At 74.0% G+C, this 17,611-nt stretch carries 19 protein-coding genes; 8 read left to right on the top strand and 11 right to left on the bottom strand.

What is annotated here, in order from left to right; genetic code table 11:
* Position 1: 1 nt before the first annotated feature.
* The 8 genes from lipB to ABTW95_RS13060 all read right to left on the bottom strand — a co-directional run bounded on the left by lipB (position 2) and on the right by ABTW95_RS13060 (position 8,938).
* A complete protein-coding gene (gene lipB, locus ABTW95_RS13095; protein WP_396449857.1) occupies positions 2-700 on the bottom strand; it encodes a lipoyl(octanoyl) transferase LipB in 699 nt (232 codons plus the stop codon).
* A 41-nt stretch (positions 701-741) separates the two neighbouring features.
* Complete coding sequence (locus ABTW95_RS13090) at positions 742-1,479, bottom strand: Type 1 glutamine amidotransferase-like domain-containing protein (RefSeq protein WP_396449856.1); 738 nt, start codon at positions 1,477-1,479, stop codon at positions 742-744.
* 85 nt (positions 1,480-1,564) lie between these two features.
* On the bottom strand, positions 1,565-2,452 hold the full coding sequence (locus ABTW95_RS13085) for a TIGR01777 family oxidoreductase (protein ID WP_500226360.1): 888 nt from the start codon (positions 2,450-2,452) through the stop codon (positions 1,565-1,567).
* A 143-nt stretch (positions 2,453-2,595) separates the two neighbouring features.
* Positions 2,596-4,095, bottom strand: a complete 1,500-nt coding sequence (gene sucB / locus ABTW95_RS13080) for a 2-oxoglutarate dehydrogenase, E2 component, dihydrolipoamide succinyltransferase (RefSeq protein WP_500226359.1) — start codon at positions 4,093-4,095, stop codon at positions 2,596-2,598.
* A 35-nt stretch (positions 4,096-4,130) separates the two neighbouring features.
* Positions 4,131-5,525, bottom strand: a complete 1,395-nt coding sequence (gene lpdA, locus ABTW95_RS13075; RefSeq protein ID WP_396453176.1) for a dihydrolipoyl dehydrogenase — start codon at positions 5,523-5,525, stop codon at positions 4,131-4,133.
* Positions 5,526-5,670: 145 nt separating this feature from the next.
* Positions 5,671-7,203, bottom strand: coding sequence for a leucyl aminopeptidase (locus ABTW95_RS13070; protein ID WP_396453178.1), 1,533 nt, complete (start codon positions 7,201-7,203; stop codon positions 5,671-5,673).
* A 32-nt stretch (positions 7,204-7,235) separates the two neighbouring features.
* Positions 7,236-7,997 (bottom strand): adenosylcobinamide-GDP ribazoletransferase, encoded by a 762-nt coding sequence (locus ABTW95_RS13065; protein ID WP_500226358.1) that lies wholly within the window; start codon positions 7,995-7,997, stop codon positions 7,236-7,238.
* Positions 7,994-8,938 carry a bifunctional adenosylcobinamide kinase/adenosylcobinamide-phosphate guanylyltransferase gene (locus ABTW95_RS13060; protein ID WP_500226357.1) on the bottom strand — a complete coding sequence of 315 codons (945 nt, stop codon included), beginning with the start codon at positions 8,936-8,938 and terminating at the stop codon, positions 7,994-7,996. The genes ABTW95_RS13065 and ABTW95_RS13060 overlap by 4 nt, the downstream gene beginning before the upstream one ends.
* A gap of 242 nt (positions 8,939-9,180) precedes the next feature.
* Between ABTW95_RS13060 and ABTW95_RS13055 the strand changes: the two genes are divergently transcribed.
* Together ABTW95_RS13055 and ABTW95_RS13050 are read left to right on the top strand one after the other, a co-directional pair.
* On the top strand, positions 9,181-9,882 hold the full coding sequence (locus ABTW95_RS13055; protein ID WP_396447244.1) for a DsbA family protein: 702 nt from the start codon (positions 9,181-9,183) through the stop codon (positions 9,880-9,882).
* A 48-nt stretch (positions 9,883-9,930) separates the two neighbouring features.
* Entirely contained in the window at positions 9,931-10,128 is a 198-nt protein-coding gene (locus tag ABTW95_RS13050) for a hypothetical protein (RefSeq protein ID WP_396447243.1), read from the top strand.
* 73 nt (positions 10,129-10,201) lie between these two features.
* On the opposite strand, the gene ABTW95_RS13045 is transcribed toward ABTW95_RS13050, so the two are convergent.
* Together ABTW95_RS13045 and ABTW95_RS13040 are read right to left on the bottom strand one after the other, a co-directional pair.
* Positions 10,202-11,203: an aldo/keto reductase family protein gene (locus tag ABTW95_RS13045; RefSeq protein WP_500226356.1), complete on the bottom strand. Its 1,002-nt coding sequence runs from the start codon at positions 11,201-11,203 to the stop codon at positions 10,202-10,204.
* 116 nt (positions 11,204-11,319) lie between these two features.
* Positions 11,320-11,895: a DUF3043 domain-containing protein gene (locus tag ABTW95_RS13040; protein WP_396447241.1), complete on the bottom strand. Its 576-nt coding sequence runs from the start codon at positions 11,893-11,895 to the stop codon at positions 11,320-11,322.
* Between the two features lie 132 nt (positions 11,896-12,027).
* Here ABTW95_RS13040 and ABTW95_RS13035 point away from each other — a divergent pair, with 132 nt between their 5' ends.
* From ABTW95_RS13035 to pspAB (ABTW95_RS13010), 6 genes are all read left to right on the top strand, one after another.
* Positions 12,028-12,837 carry a PspA/IM30 family protein gene (locus ABTW95_RS13035; RefSeq protein WP_396447240.1) on the top strand — a complete coding sequence of 270 codons (810 nt, stop codon included), beginning with the start codon at positions 12,028-12,030 and terminating at the stop codon, positions 12,835-12,837.
* Positions 12,834-13,112: a PspA-associated protein PspAA gene (pspAA, locus tag ABTW95_RS13030; protein ID WP_396447239.1), complete on the top strand. Its 279-nt coding sequence runs from the start codon at positions 12,834-12,836 to the stop codon at positions 13,110-13,112. Before ABTW95_RS13035 ends, pspAA begins: the two co-directional genes overlap by 4 nt.
* 149 nt (positions 13,113-13,261) lie before the next feature.
* Positions 13,262-14,179 carry a zinc metalloprotease HtpX gene (gene htpX / locus ABTW95_RS13025; RefSeq protein ID WP_396447238.1) on the top strand — a complete coding sequence of 306 codons (918 nt, stop codon included), beginning with the start codon at positions 13,262-13,264 and terminating at the stop codon, positions 14,177-14,179.
* Between the two features lie 4 nt (positions 14,180-14,183).
* On the top strand, positions 14,184-14,753 hold the full coding sequence (pspAB, locus tag ABTW95_RS13020; protein ID WP_396447237.1) for a PspA-associated protein PspAB: 570 nt from the start codon (positions 14,184-14,186) through the stop codon (positions 14,751-14,753).
* Positions 14,754-14,852: 99 nt separating this feature from the next.
* The gene (locus tag ABTW95_RS13015) at positions 14,853-15,770 is read left to right on the top strand and encodes a M48 family metalloprotease (RefSeq protein WP_396453825.1); all 918 of its coding nucleotides are present in this window, start codon (positions 14,853-14,855) and stop codon (positions 15,768-15,770) included.
* Positions 15,771-15,772: 2 nt separating this feature from the next.
* On the top strand, positions 15,773-16,372 hold the full coding sequence (pspAB, locus tag ABTW95_RS13010; protein ID WP_500226355.1) for a PspA-associated protein PspAB: 600 nt from the start codon (positions 15,773-15,775) through the stop codon (positions 16,370-16,372).
* Between the two features lie 25 nt (positions 16,373-16,397).
* Here pspAB (ABTW95_RS13010) and nadA read toward each other — a convergent pair whose 3' ends face one another.
* On the bottom strand, positions 16,398-17,552 hold the full coding sequence (gene nadA / locus ABTW95_RS13005) for a quinolinate synthase NadA (protein WP_500226354.1): 1,155 nt from the start codon (positions 17,550-17,552) through the stop codon (positions 16,398-16,400).
* Positions 17,553-17,611 lie beyond the last annotated feature (59 nt).

The raw sequence follows: 17,611 nt of genomic DNA, 5'->3' as shown, positions 1-17,611 counted from the left end.
TCTACACGCCGAGCTGCGCGGTGGTGCGGTGGAACGTCTCCTCCGCGCCCAGCGCCGCGGCGAGGTGCCGCTCGACCAGCGGGACGACTTCGGCGACGGTGACGTCGCGGCCGAGTTCCCGGCTGAGGTTCGTGGACCCCACGTCCCGGATCCCGCAGGCCACGATCTTGTCGAACCAGCCCATGTCGTTGTCGCAGTTGAGCATGAAGCCGTGCATCGCCACGCCCCGCGCCACCCGGATCCCGATGGAGCCGATCTTGCGGTCGGGGGCGCCGGGCACCCACAGCCCGCTGCGGCCCTCCACCGTGACGGTCTCCAGGCCCAGGTCGGCGCAGACGTCCATCATCATCTGCTCCAGCAGCCGCACGTAGCCGACGACGTCGACGGGATCGGGCAGCCGGACGATCGGGTAGCCGGTGAGCTGCCCCGGGCCGTGCCAGGTGATCTTGCCGCCGCGGTCGACGTCGATCACGGGGGCGCCCGGGTCGCCGAACGGGCGGTCGAGCGCCTCGGTCCGCTTGCCCGCCGTGTAGACCGGCTGATGCTCCATCAGCAGGACGGTGTCGGGAATGGCGTCGTCCACCCGCAGCGCGTGGGTGCGCTTCTGCAGGTCCCAGCCGGCCTCGTAGGGGACGGCCGCCGCGCCGAACCCCGCGTGCACCACCACCAGCTCGCGTACGTCCACATCCACATCGCTCACCCGGCCAGCTTATGCCGCCTACCGGCGGGTAGCCGACGCGGTCAGAGCGCGGCGAGCAGGCGCGGCTCCAGCCGGGTCTCCTTCGCCTTCCCCGGCCCGTCCGGCTCGATGCGGTAGGCGCCCGCCTCCTGCCGGTAGGAGACGGCCTGGACGAACTCGGTCCCCACGTAGTGCAGCGCCACGGACTCGTCGGCCGCGTACCCGCCCGGCAGCGTCCCCGCGCCGACGAGCTGCTGCAGCAGCGGCCGCCGCTGCGGCTCGCTGTCGTAGTGCACGCCGCACGAGTACGGCAGCAGGCCGAGGCCGTCGGTCATCGGGGTGAGCTCCGGCCCGAACGAGTCGGTGTTGCCGCCGGCGTGCCAGCACAGCGCGCCCGCGCTCTGCCCGGACAGCACGACGCCCTCCTGCCACGCCTCCCGCATGATCGCGTCGAGCCCGTGCAGCCGCCACAGGGCGAGGAGGTTCGCGACGCTGCCGCCCGACACGTACACGAGGTCCTGGGTGAGGAGGTGGGCCCGGACGTCCTGGACGTTCGGCATGGGGAAGAGCGCCAGATGGCTGACCTCGGCGTCCATCGAGGAGAACGCGGCGTAGAAGCGCGACACGTACTCCGCGGCGTCGCCGACGGCCGTCGCCAGGAAGCAGACCCGGGGCCGGTCCTGCCCGGTCAGGTCGAACGCGTAGCGCAGCAGCGGGCTCGGGGCGATGCCGCCCCGGCCGTCCGGCACGAACGTGCCCCCGCCGATCGCGAGGATGTGCGGCTGTCCGTCGGTGCTCATTCGCCCTCCTCTTGAGCCGAGCTGTCCCAATGTCACCGTATGGCTACCGAATGGGGCCGGCCGGGACTTTGACGAATCTTGGGGCTCACAGGACGGCGGCGAGAGCCTCGTCCACGTGCTCGTGGGCGAACCGGAAGCCGGCCTCGCCCAGCCGGCGCGGCAGCACCCGCTGGCTGATCAGCGGCCCCTCGTCGGCGAACCCGCGCAGCGCCGCGCGCAGCGCGAACCGCGGCACCGCCAGCCGCGCCGGCCGGTGCAGGACGCGGCCGAGCGCCCGCGTGTACTCCTCGTTCGTCACCGGGTTCGGCGCGGTGAGGTTGACCGGCCCGTCGATCTCGTGGTCGATGAGGAACCGCAGCGCCGCGATCTGGTCGGCGATGGAGATCCAGCTCGTCCACTGCCGTCCGTCGCCGAGCCGCGCGCCCAGCCCGAGCCGGAACAGCGGCAGCGTCCGCCCGAGCAGACCCCCGTCGGGGGTCAGCACCACCCCGGTGCGCGGCAGGACGAGCCGGACGCCCGCGTCCCGCGCCGGGGCGGCCGCGGCCTCCCAGTCGCGGACGAGCGCCGCGAGGAACCCCCGCCCCATGGGGGACTTCTCGTCCACCTCGCGGCCGCCGGTGTCGCCGTAGTAGCCGATCGCCGACCCGCACACGAGGACGCGGGGCCGCGGGTTCGCCGCCGCGATCGCCTCGGCGAGCGTCCGGGTGCCGACCACCCGGCTGTCCCGGATCTTCTGCCGGTACGCCTTCGTCCACGGCCGGTCGCCGACCGCGGCGCCCGCCAGGTGCACGACGGCGTCCGCGCCCTCCAGGGAGTCCTTGTCGACGCATCCGTCGGCGGGGGACCAGCGCGCCTCGTCGTCCCGCTCCGGCTCCCTGCGCACCAGCCGGACGACGTCGTGGCCGTCCTCCCGCAATGACTTCACCAGCGCCGAGCCGATGAGGCCCGACGAGCCCGTGACGGTGACCCTCATGTCCCCACCCTAGGCGGACGGCGCCACCGGTTGCTGAGATTCTCAGCCGGGTTCCGCGTTTCCCCGGACGCGCGGTACCCCCGCCGCGCCGTGGCGGCGCGGCGGGGGTACCGCCGGGCGGGAGGAGTACCGCGGAAGGAGTGCTAGAGCCCGAGGTCGGCCTCGAAGTTGCCCTCCTCCAGGCGGTGCTTCACCGTGGCGAGGAAGCGGGCGGCGTCCGCGCCGTCGATCAGCCGGTGGTCGTAGGTCAGCGCCAGGTAGACCATCGACCGGACCGCGATGACCTCGCCCAGCTCCGGGTCGTCGATGACGGCCGGGCGCTTCACCACCGAGCCGGTGCCGAGCATGCCGACCTGCGGCTGGTTGAGGATCGGGGTGTCGAACAGCGCGCCGCGGCTGCCGGTGTTGGTCAGCGTGAACGTGCCGCCGGCCAGCTCGTCCGGGCTGACGTTGCCGCCGCGGGTCCGCTCGGCGAGGTCGGCGATCCGCTGCGCGAGGCCGCCGAGGTTCAGCTGGCCCGCGTTGTGCACGACCGGGACCATCAGGCCGCGCTCGGGGACGTCCACCGCGATGCCGAGGTTCTCGACGTCGTGGTAGGTGACCTCGTTGGTCTCGCTGTTGATGACCGCGTTCAGCTTCGGGTGCGCCTTGAGCGCCTCGACCGCCGCCTGCGCGAAGAACGGCAGGAACGACAGCTTGACGCCCTCGCGGGCCTCGAAGTCGGCCTTCGCCTGCTCGCGCAGCCGCGCGATCTTGGTGATGTCCACTTCGACGACGGTGGTGAGCTGCGCGGACACCTGCAGCGACTCCACCATGCGGCGCGCGATCGTCTGCCGCATCCGGGACATCTTCTCGGTGCGGCCGCGCAGCGCGAGCTGCTCGGCGGGGGCGCCGGCGGGCGCCGGGGCGGCGTGCCGGCCGACGGGGGCCTGCGGCGCGGCGGGGGCCGGGGCGGGCGCGGCGGCCTGCTGCTGGGCGGCCTGCTGCGCCGCGCGGGCGGCCTCCAGGACGTCCTGCTTGCGGATGCGGCCGCCCACGCCGGTGCCCTTCACCGTGCCGAGGTCGACGTTGTGCTCGGCGGCGAGCTTGCGCACCAGCGGCGTGACGTACGGGCCCTCGCCGGACGGCGCCTCGGGCTGCGCCCGGCCCGCGGGGGCGGGCTCGGGCGCCTGCGGGGCGGGCTGCCCCGGCGCCTGCTGCGGCGCGGCCGGAGGAGCCAGCGGGGCGGGCGGGGCCGGGGGCTGCTGCTGCGCGGGCGGCGGCCACGCGGCGGGCGGCGGCGCCTGCTGCTGCGGGGCCTCCGGCTGCGGCGGCGCCTGCGGGGGGGCCGGCGGGGCCGGCGCCTCCTGGGCGGGCGGGGCCTGCTCCGCGGCGGCGGGGGCGCCGCCGCCGGACGGCGCGTCCCCCTCGTCGCCGATGACCGCCAGCTCGGCGCCGACCTCGACGGTCTCGTCCTCGGCGACGGTGATGCTGGTCAGGATGCCCGAGGCGGGCGAGGGGATCTCGGTGTCGACCTTGTCGGTGGACACCTCGAGGAGCGGCTCGTCGGTCTCGACGCGCTCGCCCTCCTTCTTGAGCCAGCGGGTGACGGTGCCCTCGGTGACGCTCTCGCCGAGCTGGGGCATGGTGACGGAGACCGGCATGTCTCAGCGACTCCTTCGTATGACTGGTGCGGCGTTCAGCCGTGCACGTGCAGTGGTTTGCCGGCGAGGGCGAGGTGGGCCTCGCCGACCGCCTCGGACTGGGTCGGGTGGGGGTGGATCAGCTGGGCGACCTCGCCCGGCAGGGCCTCCCAGTTGTAGATGAGCTGGCCCTCCGCGATGAGCTCGCCGACGCGCGCGCCGACCATGTGCAGGCCGAGGACGGGACCGTCCACGGAGGCGATCACCTTCACCTCGCCCTGCGTCCCCAGGATCTTGCTCTTGGGGTTGCCGGCCAGGTCGTAGGTGAACTCCTTGATCTGGTGCCCGCGCTCGCGGGCCACCGCGGACGTGATGCCGACCGAGGCCACCTCGGGGTCGGAGTAGGTGATGCGGGGCACGCCGTCGTAGTCGATCGGCGCCGGGGCGAGCCCGCTCAGCCGCTCGGCGACGAGGATGCCCTCGGCGAATCCGACGTGCGCGAGCTGCGGCGTCTGGATGAGGTCGCCGACCGCCGAGATCGTGGGGACGTTCGTCCGGCAGTACTCGTCCACCTTGACGAACCCGCGCTCGGTCTCGACGCCGGCCTCGGCCAGCCCGATGCCGTCGGAGACCGGGCCGCGGCCCACCGCGACGAGCAGCAGCTCGGCGTCGACGGTCTTGCCGCCCTCCAGGGTGACGGAGATGCCGCCCTGCGTCGTCTTGGCGCCCTCGAACCGGGTGCCGACCTCGAACTTGATGCCGCGCTTGCGGAACGCGCGCTCCAGCCGCTTGGAGCTGGACTCCTCCTCCAGCGGCAGCAGGTGCGGCAGGGCCTCCACGATCGTCACCTCGGCGCCGAACGAGCGCCACACGCTGGCGAACTCGACGCCGATGACGCCGCCGCCGAGGATGACGACGGAGGCCGGGACGTGCTCCAGCCGCAGCGCGTGGTCGCTGGAGATGACGCGCTCGCCGTCGATCTCCAGGCCGGGCAGCGTCTTCGGCTGCGATCCGGTGCCGAGGACGATGTGCCCGCCCTCGATGACGGTGGTCTGCCCGTCCGGCGCGGTGACCTCGACCGAGGTCGGGCCCGTCAGCCGGCCGGTGCCGTGCACGATCTCGATGCCCCGGGACTTGATCAGCCCGGTGAGGCCCTTGACGGTCGTGGACACGACCTTGTCCTTGTAGGCGTTCACGCCGGCGACGTCGATGCCCTCGAACGTGGTCCGGACGCCGAACTTCGCCGCCTCGCGGGACTGGTCCGCCACCTCGGCCGCGTGCAGCAGCGCCTTGGTGGGGATGCACCCGCGGTTGAGGCACGTGCCGCCGAGTGTCTCGTCCCGCTCGATGAGCGCGACCGACCTGCCGAGCTCGGCGGCGCGCAGCGCGCACGCGTAACCGCCGCTGCCGGCTCCCAGGACGACGATGTCGAAGGGGCCGCTGTTGGCCACTGGACGCTCCCTTTCCCCTGTCGTGGCGCCGGCGTGGACCGCGGCGCCCTGGCCCTCAGGGCGGGGCGGGGCGCACCGTCACCCGGGCCCCCGCCGCCATGAGAAACCTATTGTGTTCTCCGCCGGGTGACAGCGGCGGGGTTCGCTACAGAATTCCCGCGGCGACGTCCTCGGCGATCTGCACCAGCGTGCGCGTCGCGGCGCCCGTGCCGCCCTTCGGCGTGTACCCGTACGGCTCGCCCTTGTTGAACGACGGGCCCGCGATGTCCAGGTGCGCCCACTTGACGCCCTCCGGCACGAACTCCTTCAGGAACGTCCCGGCGACCAGCATGCCGCCCCACCGCTCGCCGCTGATGTTGGCGATGTCGGCGACCGACGAGTCGAGGCCCTTGCGCAGCTCCGCGGGCAGCGGCATGCCCCACGACGGTTCGCCGGCGCGCTCGGCCGCCGCGACGACCTTCGCGCGGACGTCGTCGTCGTTGGCCATGACGCCGGCGGTGCGGGTGCCGAGCGCGACGAGCTGCGCGCCGGTGAGCGTGGCGACGTCGACGATCAGGTCGGGGGAGTCCTCGCCGGCGCGGACGAGGGCGTCGGCCATGACGAGCCGCCCCTCGGCGTCGGTGTTGAGGACCTCCACCGTCTTGCCGCCGTAGATGCGCAGCACGTCGGACGGGCGCTGCGCGGTGCCGCTCGGCATGTTCTCGGCGATCGCCAGGTAGCCGACGACGTTGACCTTCGGGCCGAGCTCGGCGATCGCGGCGAGCGCGCCGAGCACGGCGGCGGCGCCGCCCATGTCGGACTTCATCCAGTCCATCGCGTCGGTCGGCTTGAGGGACAGGCCGCCGGAGTCGAACGTGATGCCCTTGCCGACGAGCGCGAGCGTCCGGGACGCCTCGGCGTGGGAGTAGGCGAGCCGGACCAGCCGCGGCGGGTTCACCGAGCCCTGCCCGACGCCCGCGATGCCGCCGTAGCCGCCCTCCACGAGCGCCTTCTCGTCCAGCACCTCGATGCCGAGGCCGGCCTCGGCGGCGACCCGCCCGGCCTCGGCGGCGAGGTCTTCGGGCGTCAGGTGCGACGGCGGGGTGTTGACCAGGTCGCGGACGAGCTTCACCGACGCGGCGAGCGTCCGGGCGCGCTCGACGGCGGCCTCCTCGGCCGCGGGCGCCAGCAGCCGGATCTCCTCGACGGGGGCCTTGCGGCCCTCGCCGTTGCGGTAGGCGTCGAACGAGTAGGCGCCGAGCAGCGCGCCCAGCGCGACGGCCTCCACGCTCTCGGCGGTCTCGGCGGGCAGCGCGACGGCGGCCCGCGCGGTGCCGGCGAGGGACCGGAGGGCGGCGCCCGCGGCGCGGCGCAGGTCTTCGGCGGTCGGGTCGGCGCCCAGCCCGGCGGCGACGATCACCTTGGCGGGGACGGCGCCGAGCGACGGCAGCCGGGTGATCTCCCCGGCCTTGCCGGTGGCGCCGAGCGCGGTCAGCGCGTCCGCGAGGCGGCCGTCCATCGCGCGGTCGAGGTCCGCCGCGCCGGCGGCCGGTGCGGCGCCCTCCCCGTCCGGGGAGACGCCGATCACGATCGCGTCGGCGTCGAGGCTGGCCAGGGGTGCGCTGTCAAGGCTGATGCTCGTCACGTAGCACGATGTTAGTCCTCCCGGTGACCGGTTTCGTCCTTTTGGATCAAGCATTGCCGGCGCCGGCGACCCGGCGGACCGGCGGCTCAGCCGGCCGGGGCGGCGAGGACGACGAGCGCGGCCGTGCCGGCGGTCTCCACCAGCGCGCCGAGGACGTCGCCGGTGACGCCGCCCAGGCGGCGGACGGCGTGCCGGAGCAGCACCAGCGCCGCGGCGAGGCCGGCGAGCACCGCGGCCGCGGCGTGCGCGGCTCCGCCCGGCCCGCCGGCGGCCGCTCCGGCGCCCGCGGCGGCGGCCAGGACGGCCGCCGTGGCCGCCAGGGCGGCGCGGGTGCGGACGGTGCCCGCGACCAGGGCGCCCAGCCCGCCCGGACGCGCGGACGGGACGCCGGTCCGGCACGCCCAGGGCAGCGCGAGCCGCCCGGCCGCGGCCGCGATGAGCGCCGCGGCGGCCGGATGCGGCGCCGAGGCGAGGGCGGCGACCTGGATCAGCAGCGTCAGCAGCAGCGTGACGACGCCGAACGGGCCGATGTCGGACCGCTTCATGACGCCGAGGGCCTCGCCCGCCGGGCGGCCGCTGCCGAGGCCGTCCGCGAGGTCGGCCAGGCCGTCCAGGTGCAGGGCGCGCGTCGCCGCGGCGGTCGCGGCCACCGCGAGCGCGGCCGCCAGCGGGGCGGACAGGCCGAGCAGGCCGCCGGCGAGCAGCACCAGCGCGGCGGCGCCGCCGGTGATCAGGCCGGCGGCCGGGGCGAGCAGCATCGCGGCGCGCGCGGTGTCCCGGTCGGCCCGCGCCCGGCCGGCCGGGACGACCGTCAGCAGCGTGACCGCCAGCCGCAGCCCCTCGATCACCGGAGCTCCGCGACGCGTCCGGCCACGACCAGCGCGGCCTCCTCCGACTCGGCCGCGAGCCGCTGGTTGACCAGGCCGAGCATGTCGCGGAACGCCCGCCCCGACGCGGTCGGCGGCACCAGGGAGAGGCCGACCTCGTCGCTGACCGCGACGACCCGCGCCGCCGTGTCCCGCCACGCGGCGACGAGGCCGTCGATGCGGGGGCGCACCAGGGACGGGTCGTCCCAGGCGCCGGTCTCGTCCATCGCGGCCGCGAGCCACGTGCCGAGGCCGTCCACCAGGACCGCGCCGGTCTCGGACGCCAGCACGTCCGCCAGACCGGTCGTCTCGACCGTGCGCCACCAAGCCGGGCGGCGGAGCCGGTGCGCGGCGACGCGCCGCGCCCACTCCGGGTCGCCGTCGCCCGCCGGGCCGGTCGCGACGTAGAGGACGTCCGGGCACGCGGCCAGGCGCAGTTCGGCCTCGGCCGACTTCCCCGACCGGCTCCCGCCCAGCAGCAGGGTGCGGAACGGGCCGGGCCGAGGCCGGGTCCAGAAGGCCATGCGGCGCTCCAGTTCGGCCTCGGACGGCAGCCGGTGGTCCACGTGCACGGCGAACACCCGCGTCGTGGACGCGACGGCCCCGGTGCGGCGCAGATACCCGAGGTGCTCCGGGGAGCCCGCGAGGTCGAGCAGGACGGCCGCGTACTCCGCCCCGGGAACCGGCTCCGGCCGCGCCCCCGGCCCCGCGGCCACCAGGACGAGGCCGCCGTCCGGGCCGCGCACCTCATACCCGCCGGGCACGTCCGTCCGCGGCAGTTCGTCCAGCGGCACACCGTCCACGCGGGCCGCGAACGGCTCGTGCCGGACGCCGGCGGCGCGCAGCCGGCCGCAGGACGCGCACCGGCACCCCGGCGCGGGCCAGCCCCGCGCCGCGGCGATGCCGCGGAGTTCGATGTCCATAACGGTCGGAACTCTACGGTTACGCTCGCCCTGGAACGATCGCGATGCCCCGCAGGAGGAGACCGGTGGGCAACCCCCCGAACGCGCCATGGCCCCACCAGCCGGGACCGCAGGGCCCGGGCGGCCCGCCGCCCTACGGCCCTCCTCCCCTCCCGCCGGGCGGACCCGCGCCGGCCGTGCCCGGCGGTTTCGGCCCCCCGCCCGGCCCGCCGCCGCCCCCGCGCAAGGGCGGTGGCGGAGGCATGGCGCTCGCGCTGGTCGGCGGCGGGCTCGTCCTCGTGCTGGTCATCGCCGCGGTGGTCGTGCTCGCCCTGCAGAGCGGCGACGACGGGGGCGGGGGCGGCGGCACCGGGCTGCGGGTCGGCAAGATCGCCGGAGGCGCGGAGGCCGCGCCGCAGGAGGACGGGAGCCTCGTCATGTCCCGGCCGGGGGTCGCCTCGCCCGTCGTCGAGATCTACGAGGACTTCGCCTGCCCGCCCTGCGGCGAGTTCGACCGCAGGCACGACCCCATGCTGAAGCAGCTGGTGGTCGCGGGACGCGCCAAGGTCGTGTTCCGCCCGATGGTGATCTTCGGCGAGAGCGTCCAGCCGGCGCACGACAACTCGCTGCGGGCGGCGGCCGCGCTGCGCTGCGTCGGCGACGGCGCGCACTGGCTCTCCTACCAGGACGCCCTCTACGAGCACCAGCCCAAGAGCGAGAGCACCACCGGCTACACCACCGGCGAGCTGCTCTCCGCGGCGGAGCCGCTCGGGCTGACCGGCGACGACTTCACGTCCTGCGTGAAGAACCAGAGCCACGCGGCGAGCGTGCAGGAGGTCAGCAAGGGCTACATATCGTCCGGCCTGCGGGGCACGCCCACCGTGCGGGTCAACGGGCGGACGCTGGCCTCGTCCGACACCGAGAGCCCCGAGGCGCTCCGCCGCGCCATCGAGGCCGCGTCCTGAACCGGCCCGCGAGCCGCTAGTCTCACCGCGACGAGGGAGGACGACGCGATGGCGTGGAGCTGGCGTTTGGAGAAGGCCGACGGACGCGCGGTCGGCATGTCGGAGGAGACCTTCTCCACCCAGGCGGACGCAGAGAGCTGGCTGGGGGAGAACTGGCGGGGACTGCGCGCCGACGAGGTCGACAAGGTCGTCCTGCTGGACGGCGAGACGCTCGTCTACGAGATGAGCCTGCTGGACCCGGAGTGAGCCGGGATCGCTGAACGGGGGCCGCGGGGCCGGAGCTCCGCGGCCCCCGTTCAGCGCCGGGCCGCGGCGCGCGTCAGGGGCGCTTGCGCGGGCTGACGGTCTTGGCGGGGTCGCGGATGACGACGTCGCCGAGGACGTCGTCGACGCGCTTCAGCACGTCGGCCTCCAGCTTCACCCCGGCGGCCTTCACGTTGTCGACCACCTGCTCGGGGCGGGACGCGCCCACGATCGCCGCCGACACGTTCGGGTTCTGCAGCGTCCAGGCGATGGCGAGCTGCGCCATCGACAGCCCGAGCTCGTCGGCGATCGGCTTCAGGTTCTGCACGCGGGTCAGCAGGTCGTCGTTCAGGTAGCGCTTGATCATGTCCGCGCCGCCCTTGTCGTCGGTGGCGCGCGACCCCTCCGGCAGCGGCCGCCCCGGCTTGTACTTGCCGGTCAGCACGCCCTGCGCGATCGGCGACCAGACGATCTGCCCGATGCCCTCGCGCTCGCACAGCGGGACGACCTCCGCCTCGATGACCCGCCACAGCATCGAGTACTGCGGCTGGTTGGACACGATCCGGTCGAAGCCCATCTCATCGGCGATCTTGAGGGCGCGCTCGATCTCCTCCGCCCGCCACTCCGAGACGCCGACGTACAGGACCTTGCCCTGCCGGACGAGGTCGTCGAAGGCGCGCAGGGTCTCCTCCAGCGGCGTCTCGTAGTCGAACCGGTGGGCCTGGTACAGGTCCACGTAGTCGGTGCCGAGACGGCGCAGGGAGCCGTGGATCGACTCGAAGACGTGCTTGCGGGACAGGCCCCGGTCGTTCATGCCGGGCCCGGTGGGCCAGTAGACCTTGGTGAAGATCTCCAGCCCCTCGCGGCGCTGCCCCTTGAGCGCGCGCCCGAGGACCTCCTCGGCGCGCGTGCCCGCGTAGGCGTCCGCGGTGTCGAAGGTGGTGATCCCCTCGTCGAGGGCCGCCCGCACGCACGCGCGCGCCGCGTCCTCCTCGACCTGGGAGCCGTGGGTGAGCCAGTTGCCGTACGCGATCTCGCTGATCTTCAGACCGCTCCGGCCCAGGTTTCGGAACTCCATGCCCTCGACCCTAGCCCGGAGATGATCGGCGAAACGCCGCCGGAACGTCCGGTGGAGGCCGCCGGCCCCCGCGCCCGGACCCTGCCTCCCGGACCCCGCCGCTCAGACCCCGCCGCTCAGATCTTGTCGGTCTCGCCGATGCGCACCTGCGGGTTCGGGATCCGCAGCCGGCGGATCTGCATGGCGCGCATCGCGGCGTACATCCCGACGCCCTTGGCGTCCTCGCCGGGGTAGCGCTCGGCGGCCAGCTTCTTGATGCCGCGGCTGAGCAGCAGCCCCTCGCCGAACACCACGAGGAGCAGGACCGGCGGCGCGAACAGCACGAGCAGCCGGGCCGCGGGGATCGGCAGCATGCTCAGCAGCACGATCACGAACATGGCGTACATGAGGTACGAGCCCACGGTGCGGCGCGAGTCGACGTAGTTGCGGGCGAGCCGGCGCACCGGGCCCTTGTCCCGCTTGAGCAGGTGCTTCTCGTCGCCCTTGGCCATCCCCTCCCGGGCCTTGGCGCGCTCCTCCGCCAGTTGCGCCCGGCGCCGCTTGTGGGCCTCCTTGCCGGTGGACGGGGCGGTGATGGGCTGGCGGCGGCGCTTCTCGGCGTCCCTCCGCTTGGGCGTGGGACGGCCCTTGCCGCCCGGCTTTACTACCTGAGGAGGATTCGCCGGGGCCTCAGGGGTACGACGCTTGAACACGGGATCAGCCTACCGGCTGCGAACATCATGGCTGCCTCGCGCGTTAACGCGTAGGGTGATAAGAACCCCAGCAGTGGTCATTGAGCCCAGTTCACGACTGAGGCGACAGCACGAAGGGACCGGCGCCGCGCGATGAGCGTGATGAAGCGAATGTCGATGATCTTCAAGTCCAAGGCGAACAAGGCATTGGACCGGATGGAAGATCCTCGGGAGACCCTCGATTACTCCTACCAGCGCCAGCTGGAGATGCTGCAGAAGGTTCGTCGCGGGGTCGCCGACGTCGCCACCTCGCGCAAGCGTCTCGAACTGCAGATCAACCAGCTCGAGCAGCAGCAGAGCAAGCTGACCGACCAGGGCAAGAAGGCGCTGCAGGTGGGCCGGGAGGACCTCGCCCGCGAGGCGCTGACCCGCCGCGCCGGGCTGGAGAGCCAGCTGAACGACCTGCGCGGCCAGTACCAGCAGCTCCAGGGCGAGGAGGAGAAGCTCACGCTCGCCTCCCAGCGGCTGCAGGCCAAGGTCGACTCCTTCCGCACGCGCAAGGAGACCATCAAGGCGACCTACACGGCCGCCGAGGCGCAGACGAAGATCAACGAGGCGTTCTCCGGCATCTCCGAGGAGATGGGCGACGTCGGCCTCGCGATCCAGCGCGCCGAGGAGAAGACCGACACGATGAAGGCGCGCGCCGGCGCGATCGACGAGCTGCTGGCCTCCGGCGCCCTGGAGGACTTCTCCGGCCCCAAGGACGACATCCAGGCCGAGCTCGACCGGATGGGCTCCGGGCCCGGCGTCGACCTGGAGCTGGAGCGCCTCAAGGCCGAACTCGGCCAGGGCCCCGCGCCCAAGGAGCTGAACCAGGGCACGCCGACCGCGCAGCCGCAGCAGCAGCAGCAGGACACCCCGCAGCAGGCCCCGTGGCCGAACAACCCCGGGGGTGCCCAGTGATCGTCCGCCTGATGGGCGAGGGCCAGCTGGACGTGGCCGAAGAGGACCTGTCCTCCCTCAACGCCCTCGACGCCGAACTGGAGTCGGCGATCGAGTCGGGCGACGAGACGGCGTTCCGCGCCGCGCTGCACGCCCTGCTGGAGAACGTCCGGAAGGTGGGCAAGCCGCTCCCGGCCGACAGCCTGGAGCCGTCCGAGCTGATCCTCCCCCCGGCCGACGCGCACATCGACGAGGTGCGCTCCATGCTCGGGGACGAGGGGCTCATTCCGGATTGACCCCCGCGAACGGGGGATCTGGGGGTGTTCCCCAGAACGACGCCGCGGGGCCCCGGGGGAGTGCCGGTCCGTTATGGACACTCAGGCACAAAACCCGGGTCTCGTGCGTTGATACAAATGAATAAGAGCAAGGAACTGGGGGTGGCCGCATGGCCAGGACGCGCTACGCCTCCGACCGGGGGCTGACATCGCGGATGCTCGTGACGATGTTCCTGCTGGGGCTGGTGTACGTCGTCTTCGTCGGAGCATTCTTCGTCTTCGTGCCCGAGTGGGCGTTCGTCGCGCTCGGCGTCGCGGTGGCCTTCCTGTTCGCGCAGTACTTCTTCTCCGACCGGATGACGCTGTTCGCCATGCACGGCCGCGTCGTCTCGCCCGAGGAGGCGCCGGAGCTGCACGGCGTCATCGACCGCATCTGTGCGATGTCGGACGCCCCGAAGCCGAAGGTCGCGATCGCCGACACCGACGTGCCGAACGCGTTCGCCACCGGCCGCAACCAGAAGAAGGCCGTCGTCTGCGTCACCACCGGGCTGCTGCGCCGGCTCGACCCGGTGGAGCTGGAGGGCGTCCTCGCGCACGAGATGGCGCACGTCGCGCACCGGGACGTCGCGGTCATGACGATCGCCTCGTTCCTCGGCATCTGCGCCGGGCTCATCACCCGCTTCGGGCTCCAGTGGGGCCTGTGGGGCGGGTTCGGCCGCCGCAGCAACGACCAGAACACCGGCCTGATCCTGCTCGCCGTGGTCGCGGCCAGCGCGCTCGCCTACGCGGTCAGCTTCCTGCTCACCCGCGCCCTGTCGCGGTACCGCGAGCTGTCCGCCGACCGCGCCGCCGCGCTGCTGACCGGCCGCCCGTCGGCCCTGGCCAGCGCGCTGACGAAGGTCAGCGGCGAGATCGCGCGGATCCCGACCAACGACCTGCGGTCGGCGCAGGCGTTCAACGCGTTCTTCTTCACCCCGGCGTTCGGCAAGGGCTTCAGCGTCTCCACGCTGTTCTCCACCCACCCGCCGCTGGACAAGCGCCTCGCGCAGCTCTCGAAGATCTCCGACCAGCTCAGCAGGGGAGTCTGATCCCGTGGGTTTCCTCGACACGCTGCTCGGCCGCTCCAAGCCGGTCAAGCCCGACCTCGACCAGATCTTCGGGCTGTCGTCGGCGGCGATCACGCTGGAGGCGGCGACGGGGTTCCGCCCGACGGGGCGCGGCTCGGTCTGCTTCCGCGCGGCGGAGGGCGGCGCGTTCGCCCGGCTGCAGGCCGACGTCCAGGAGCTGCTGGACGCCGACCAGGGCCCCAAGGTAGAGATCAGCAACGACTCCTACGGCTACACGTGGCTGCTCGCCACGCACCCTCCCGAGGAGCTGCCCGCCCTGGTCACCGACCTGCACGCGGTGAACTCGACCCTGGAGTCCGGCGGGTTCGGCCCGCACCTGCTGTGCTCGCTGGCGGGGTTCCGCGGCCCGGAGGGGCAGCGCCTCGCCCTCGTCTACCTGTACAAGCGCGGCACCTTCTACCCGTTCGCGCCGCTGCCCGGGGACAAGCGCGACAACGCGCTCGAGCTCCAGGTGCGCGGCGCGATCGGCGCCGACCTCCCCTTCGAGCAGGACCTCGGCCGCTGGTTCCCCGTCTGGGGCGCCCCCGGCCTGTGACTCGTTCCCGGTGACCCGTTCCCGGTGATCCGCCGCCTCTGATCCGTTTCTGCGTCATCGGACGCTGTGCGGCGGTCCATCGCGGTCTAACGTCGGGGCATGACGCCCTCCCGCGACACCGGCGAGCGGAGCCTGACGTGGCGGATGCTCGCCGCGATGGTCCTGGTCGCGCTCGTCTACGCGGCCGCCGCGCTGCCCGCGTTCCTGGCCGGCCCGGTCTGGGGCGCGGCGGCGGTGGCGGCCGCCGTGACCGTCGCGGTCTTCTCGGCGCGCGCGGCGGACGGGCTGGTCCTGCGCGCGATGGGCGCCCGCCGGGTGACCGCCGCCGAGGAGCCGGAACTGCACGCCGTCCTGGACCGGCTGTGCATGTCGTCCGGCCTGCCCAGGCCGCGGCTCGCCGTCTGCGCCGTGCACGCGCCCAACGCGTTCGCCGCCGGCTCCGGCCCCGGCTCGGCCGAGGTGTGCGTCACCGAGGGGCTGCGCGCCCTGCTCGGCCCGGCCGAGCTCGCCGCCGTCCTCGCGCACGAGACCGCGCACGTCGCCAACCGGGACGTGCTCGCCGGCTCGGTCGCCGAGTTCCCGAGCGCCGTCGCCGACCTCTTCCTCGGCTGGTGGGCGGACCTGTTCACCGCCCGCGGCAGAGGCGCGGCGAAGAGGTCCGCGGGCATGCTCGCCGGGGTCGTCCTGCTGCCCCTCGCCGCGGCGGCGGCGGTGCTGTACGCCGCCGGCACGCTGGTGCTCCTCGCCTTCTCGCGGCACCGGGAGCTGTGCGCGGACTCCACCGGGGCGCTGCTGACCGGGCGGCCCGCCGACCTCGCGTCCGCCCTCGAAAAGATCACCGAGGAGCTGCGCAGGTCGTCCCGGGAGGACCTGCGGGCGCTGCGCCCGGCGGGCCACCGCTCCGTGGTCGCCGCCCGCGGCTCCGGCGCGTCCGGCCTGCTGTCCACCCATCCGCCGCTGCGGCGGCGCCGCGAGCGGCTGGCCGCCCTGTCCTGGCGGCTCGCGGGCGGGGGCTGACGGTGGGCATCGTCGACGCCCTGCTCGGCCGGCCCGCGCCCGCCCCGCCCGGCGCCGGGCTGCTGCTCGCCCTGCCCGCCGCCGCGCCGGCGCTGGAGGCGGCGACCGGGTTCGTCCCGACCGGTGAGGGCGGCGTCTGCCACCGGCTCGTGGAGGGCGGGGCCTTCGGCGCGTTCGGGCGCGCGCGGCGGGAGGTCGCCCGGCTGCTGCCCGCCGGCGGGACCCGCCGGACGGAGACGGCCGACGACCCGCACGGGTGGGGCTGGACGCGCGTCACCCGCCCGCCGGGCGACTTCGGCGGGCTGGTCGCGGACCTGCACCTCGTCGAGGCGACCCTGGCCGCCGCCGGGTACGGGCGGTACCTGCTGTGCTCGGTCGCCTGCTTCCGCAGGGGCGAGGGGCTGCAGCGGCTCCTGCTCGTGCACGCGCCCGTCCGGGGAGCGTTCTACCCGTTCGCGCCGCGCCCGCCGGACGGCCCGCAGGACTCGCGCCGCCGCAACAACCTGGTCGAGACCCGCGCCCGGGACGCGCTCGCGGAGCACCTGCCCATGGAGCCCGACACGGCCCGCTGGTTCCCGGTGCGGGACGCCCCCGGGCTGTGAGGCCGGGGGCGTCCCGCGAGAACGGCTAGGGCAGGGCGAGCATCTGGTCGAGGGCGGCGCGGGCGTAGTGCGCGGTCTCCTCGTCCACCTCGATGACGTTCTGGACGTCCCCGGCGGCGAGCGACTCCAGCGACAGCACCAGGTGCGGCAGGTCGATGCGGTTCATCGTGGAGCAGTAGCAGACCGTCTTGTCGAGGAACATGACGTTCTTGTCCGGGTGGGCGTTCGCCAGCCGCCGGACGAGGTTCAGCTCCGTGCCGACCGCCCAGGACGAGCCGGGCTCGGCGGCCTCGATCGTCCGGATGATGTACTCGGTCGAGCCGATCTGGTCGGCGGCCGTGACGACCTCTTGCCGGCACTCGGGGTGCACCAGGACGTTCACGCCGGGGACGCGCTCGCGGACCTCGTCCACCGACTCCCTGGTGAACCGGCCGTGCACCGAGCAGTGCCCGCGCCAGAGGATCATCTTGGCGTCCCGCAGCTGCTGCGCGGTCAGCCCGCCCTCGCGCCGGTGCGGGCTGTAGACCACGCAGTCGTCCAGCGAGAAGCCCATGTCCAGCACGGCGGTGTTGCGGCCGAGGTGCTGGTCGGGCAGGAACAGGACCTTCTTGCCCTTGGCGTAGGCCCACTCCAGGGCGCGCTTGGCGTTGGACGAGGTGCACACCGTGCCGCCGTGCCGCCCGACGAACGCCTTGATGTCGGCGGAGGAGTTCATGTACGTGACGGGGACGACGTCGTCGGCGACGCCGGCGTCCTCCAGCACGTCCCAGCAGTCCTCGACCTGGTCGAACGTCGCCATGTCCGCCATCGAGCAGCCGGCGGCGAGGTCGGGCAGGATCACCCGCTGGTGCGCGGCGGTCAGGATGTCGGCCGACTCGGCCATGAAGTGCACGCCGCAGAACACCACGAACGGCGCCTCGGGCCGGGCCGCCGCCTTCTGCGCCAGCTTGAACGAGTCGCCGGTGACGTCGGCGAACTGGATCACCTCGTCCCGCTGGTAGTGGTGGCCGAGGACGAACACCCGGTCGCCGAGGGACGCCTTGGCGGCGCGGGCGCGTTCCACCAGCGCGGGGTCGGAGGCCGGCGGCAGCTCGCCCGGGCAGTCGACGCCGCGCTCGCTGTCCGGGTCGGCGCCGCGGCCGAGCAGCAGCAGCGGAAGGTCGCTTACCGGGGTGGTCATCGGGAGTCTCCCTTCGCGACGGAGGCTTATCGTCGCTTTGACGACTAATGATGGCACAT

Source organism: Spirillospora sp. NPDC127506 (assembly GCF_040302145.1).
Classification (GTDB): Bacteria; Actinomycetota; Actinomycetes; order Streptosporangiales; family Streptosporangiaceae; genus Spirillospora.
Note: the sequence above shows the minus strand (reverse complement) of the source record. Positions and strands in the feature narration are given on the sequence as shown.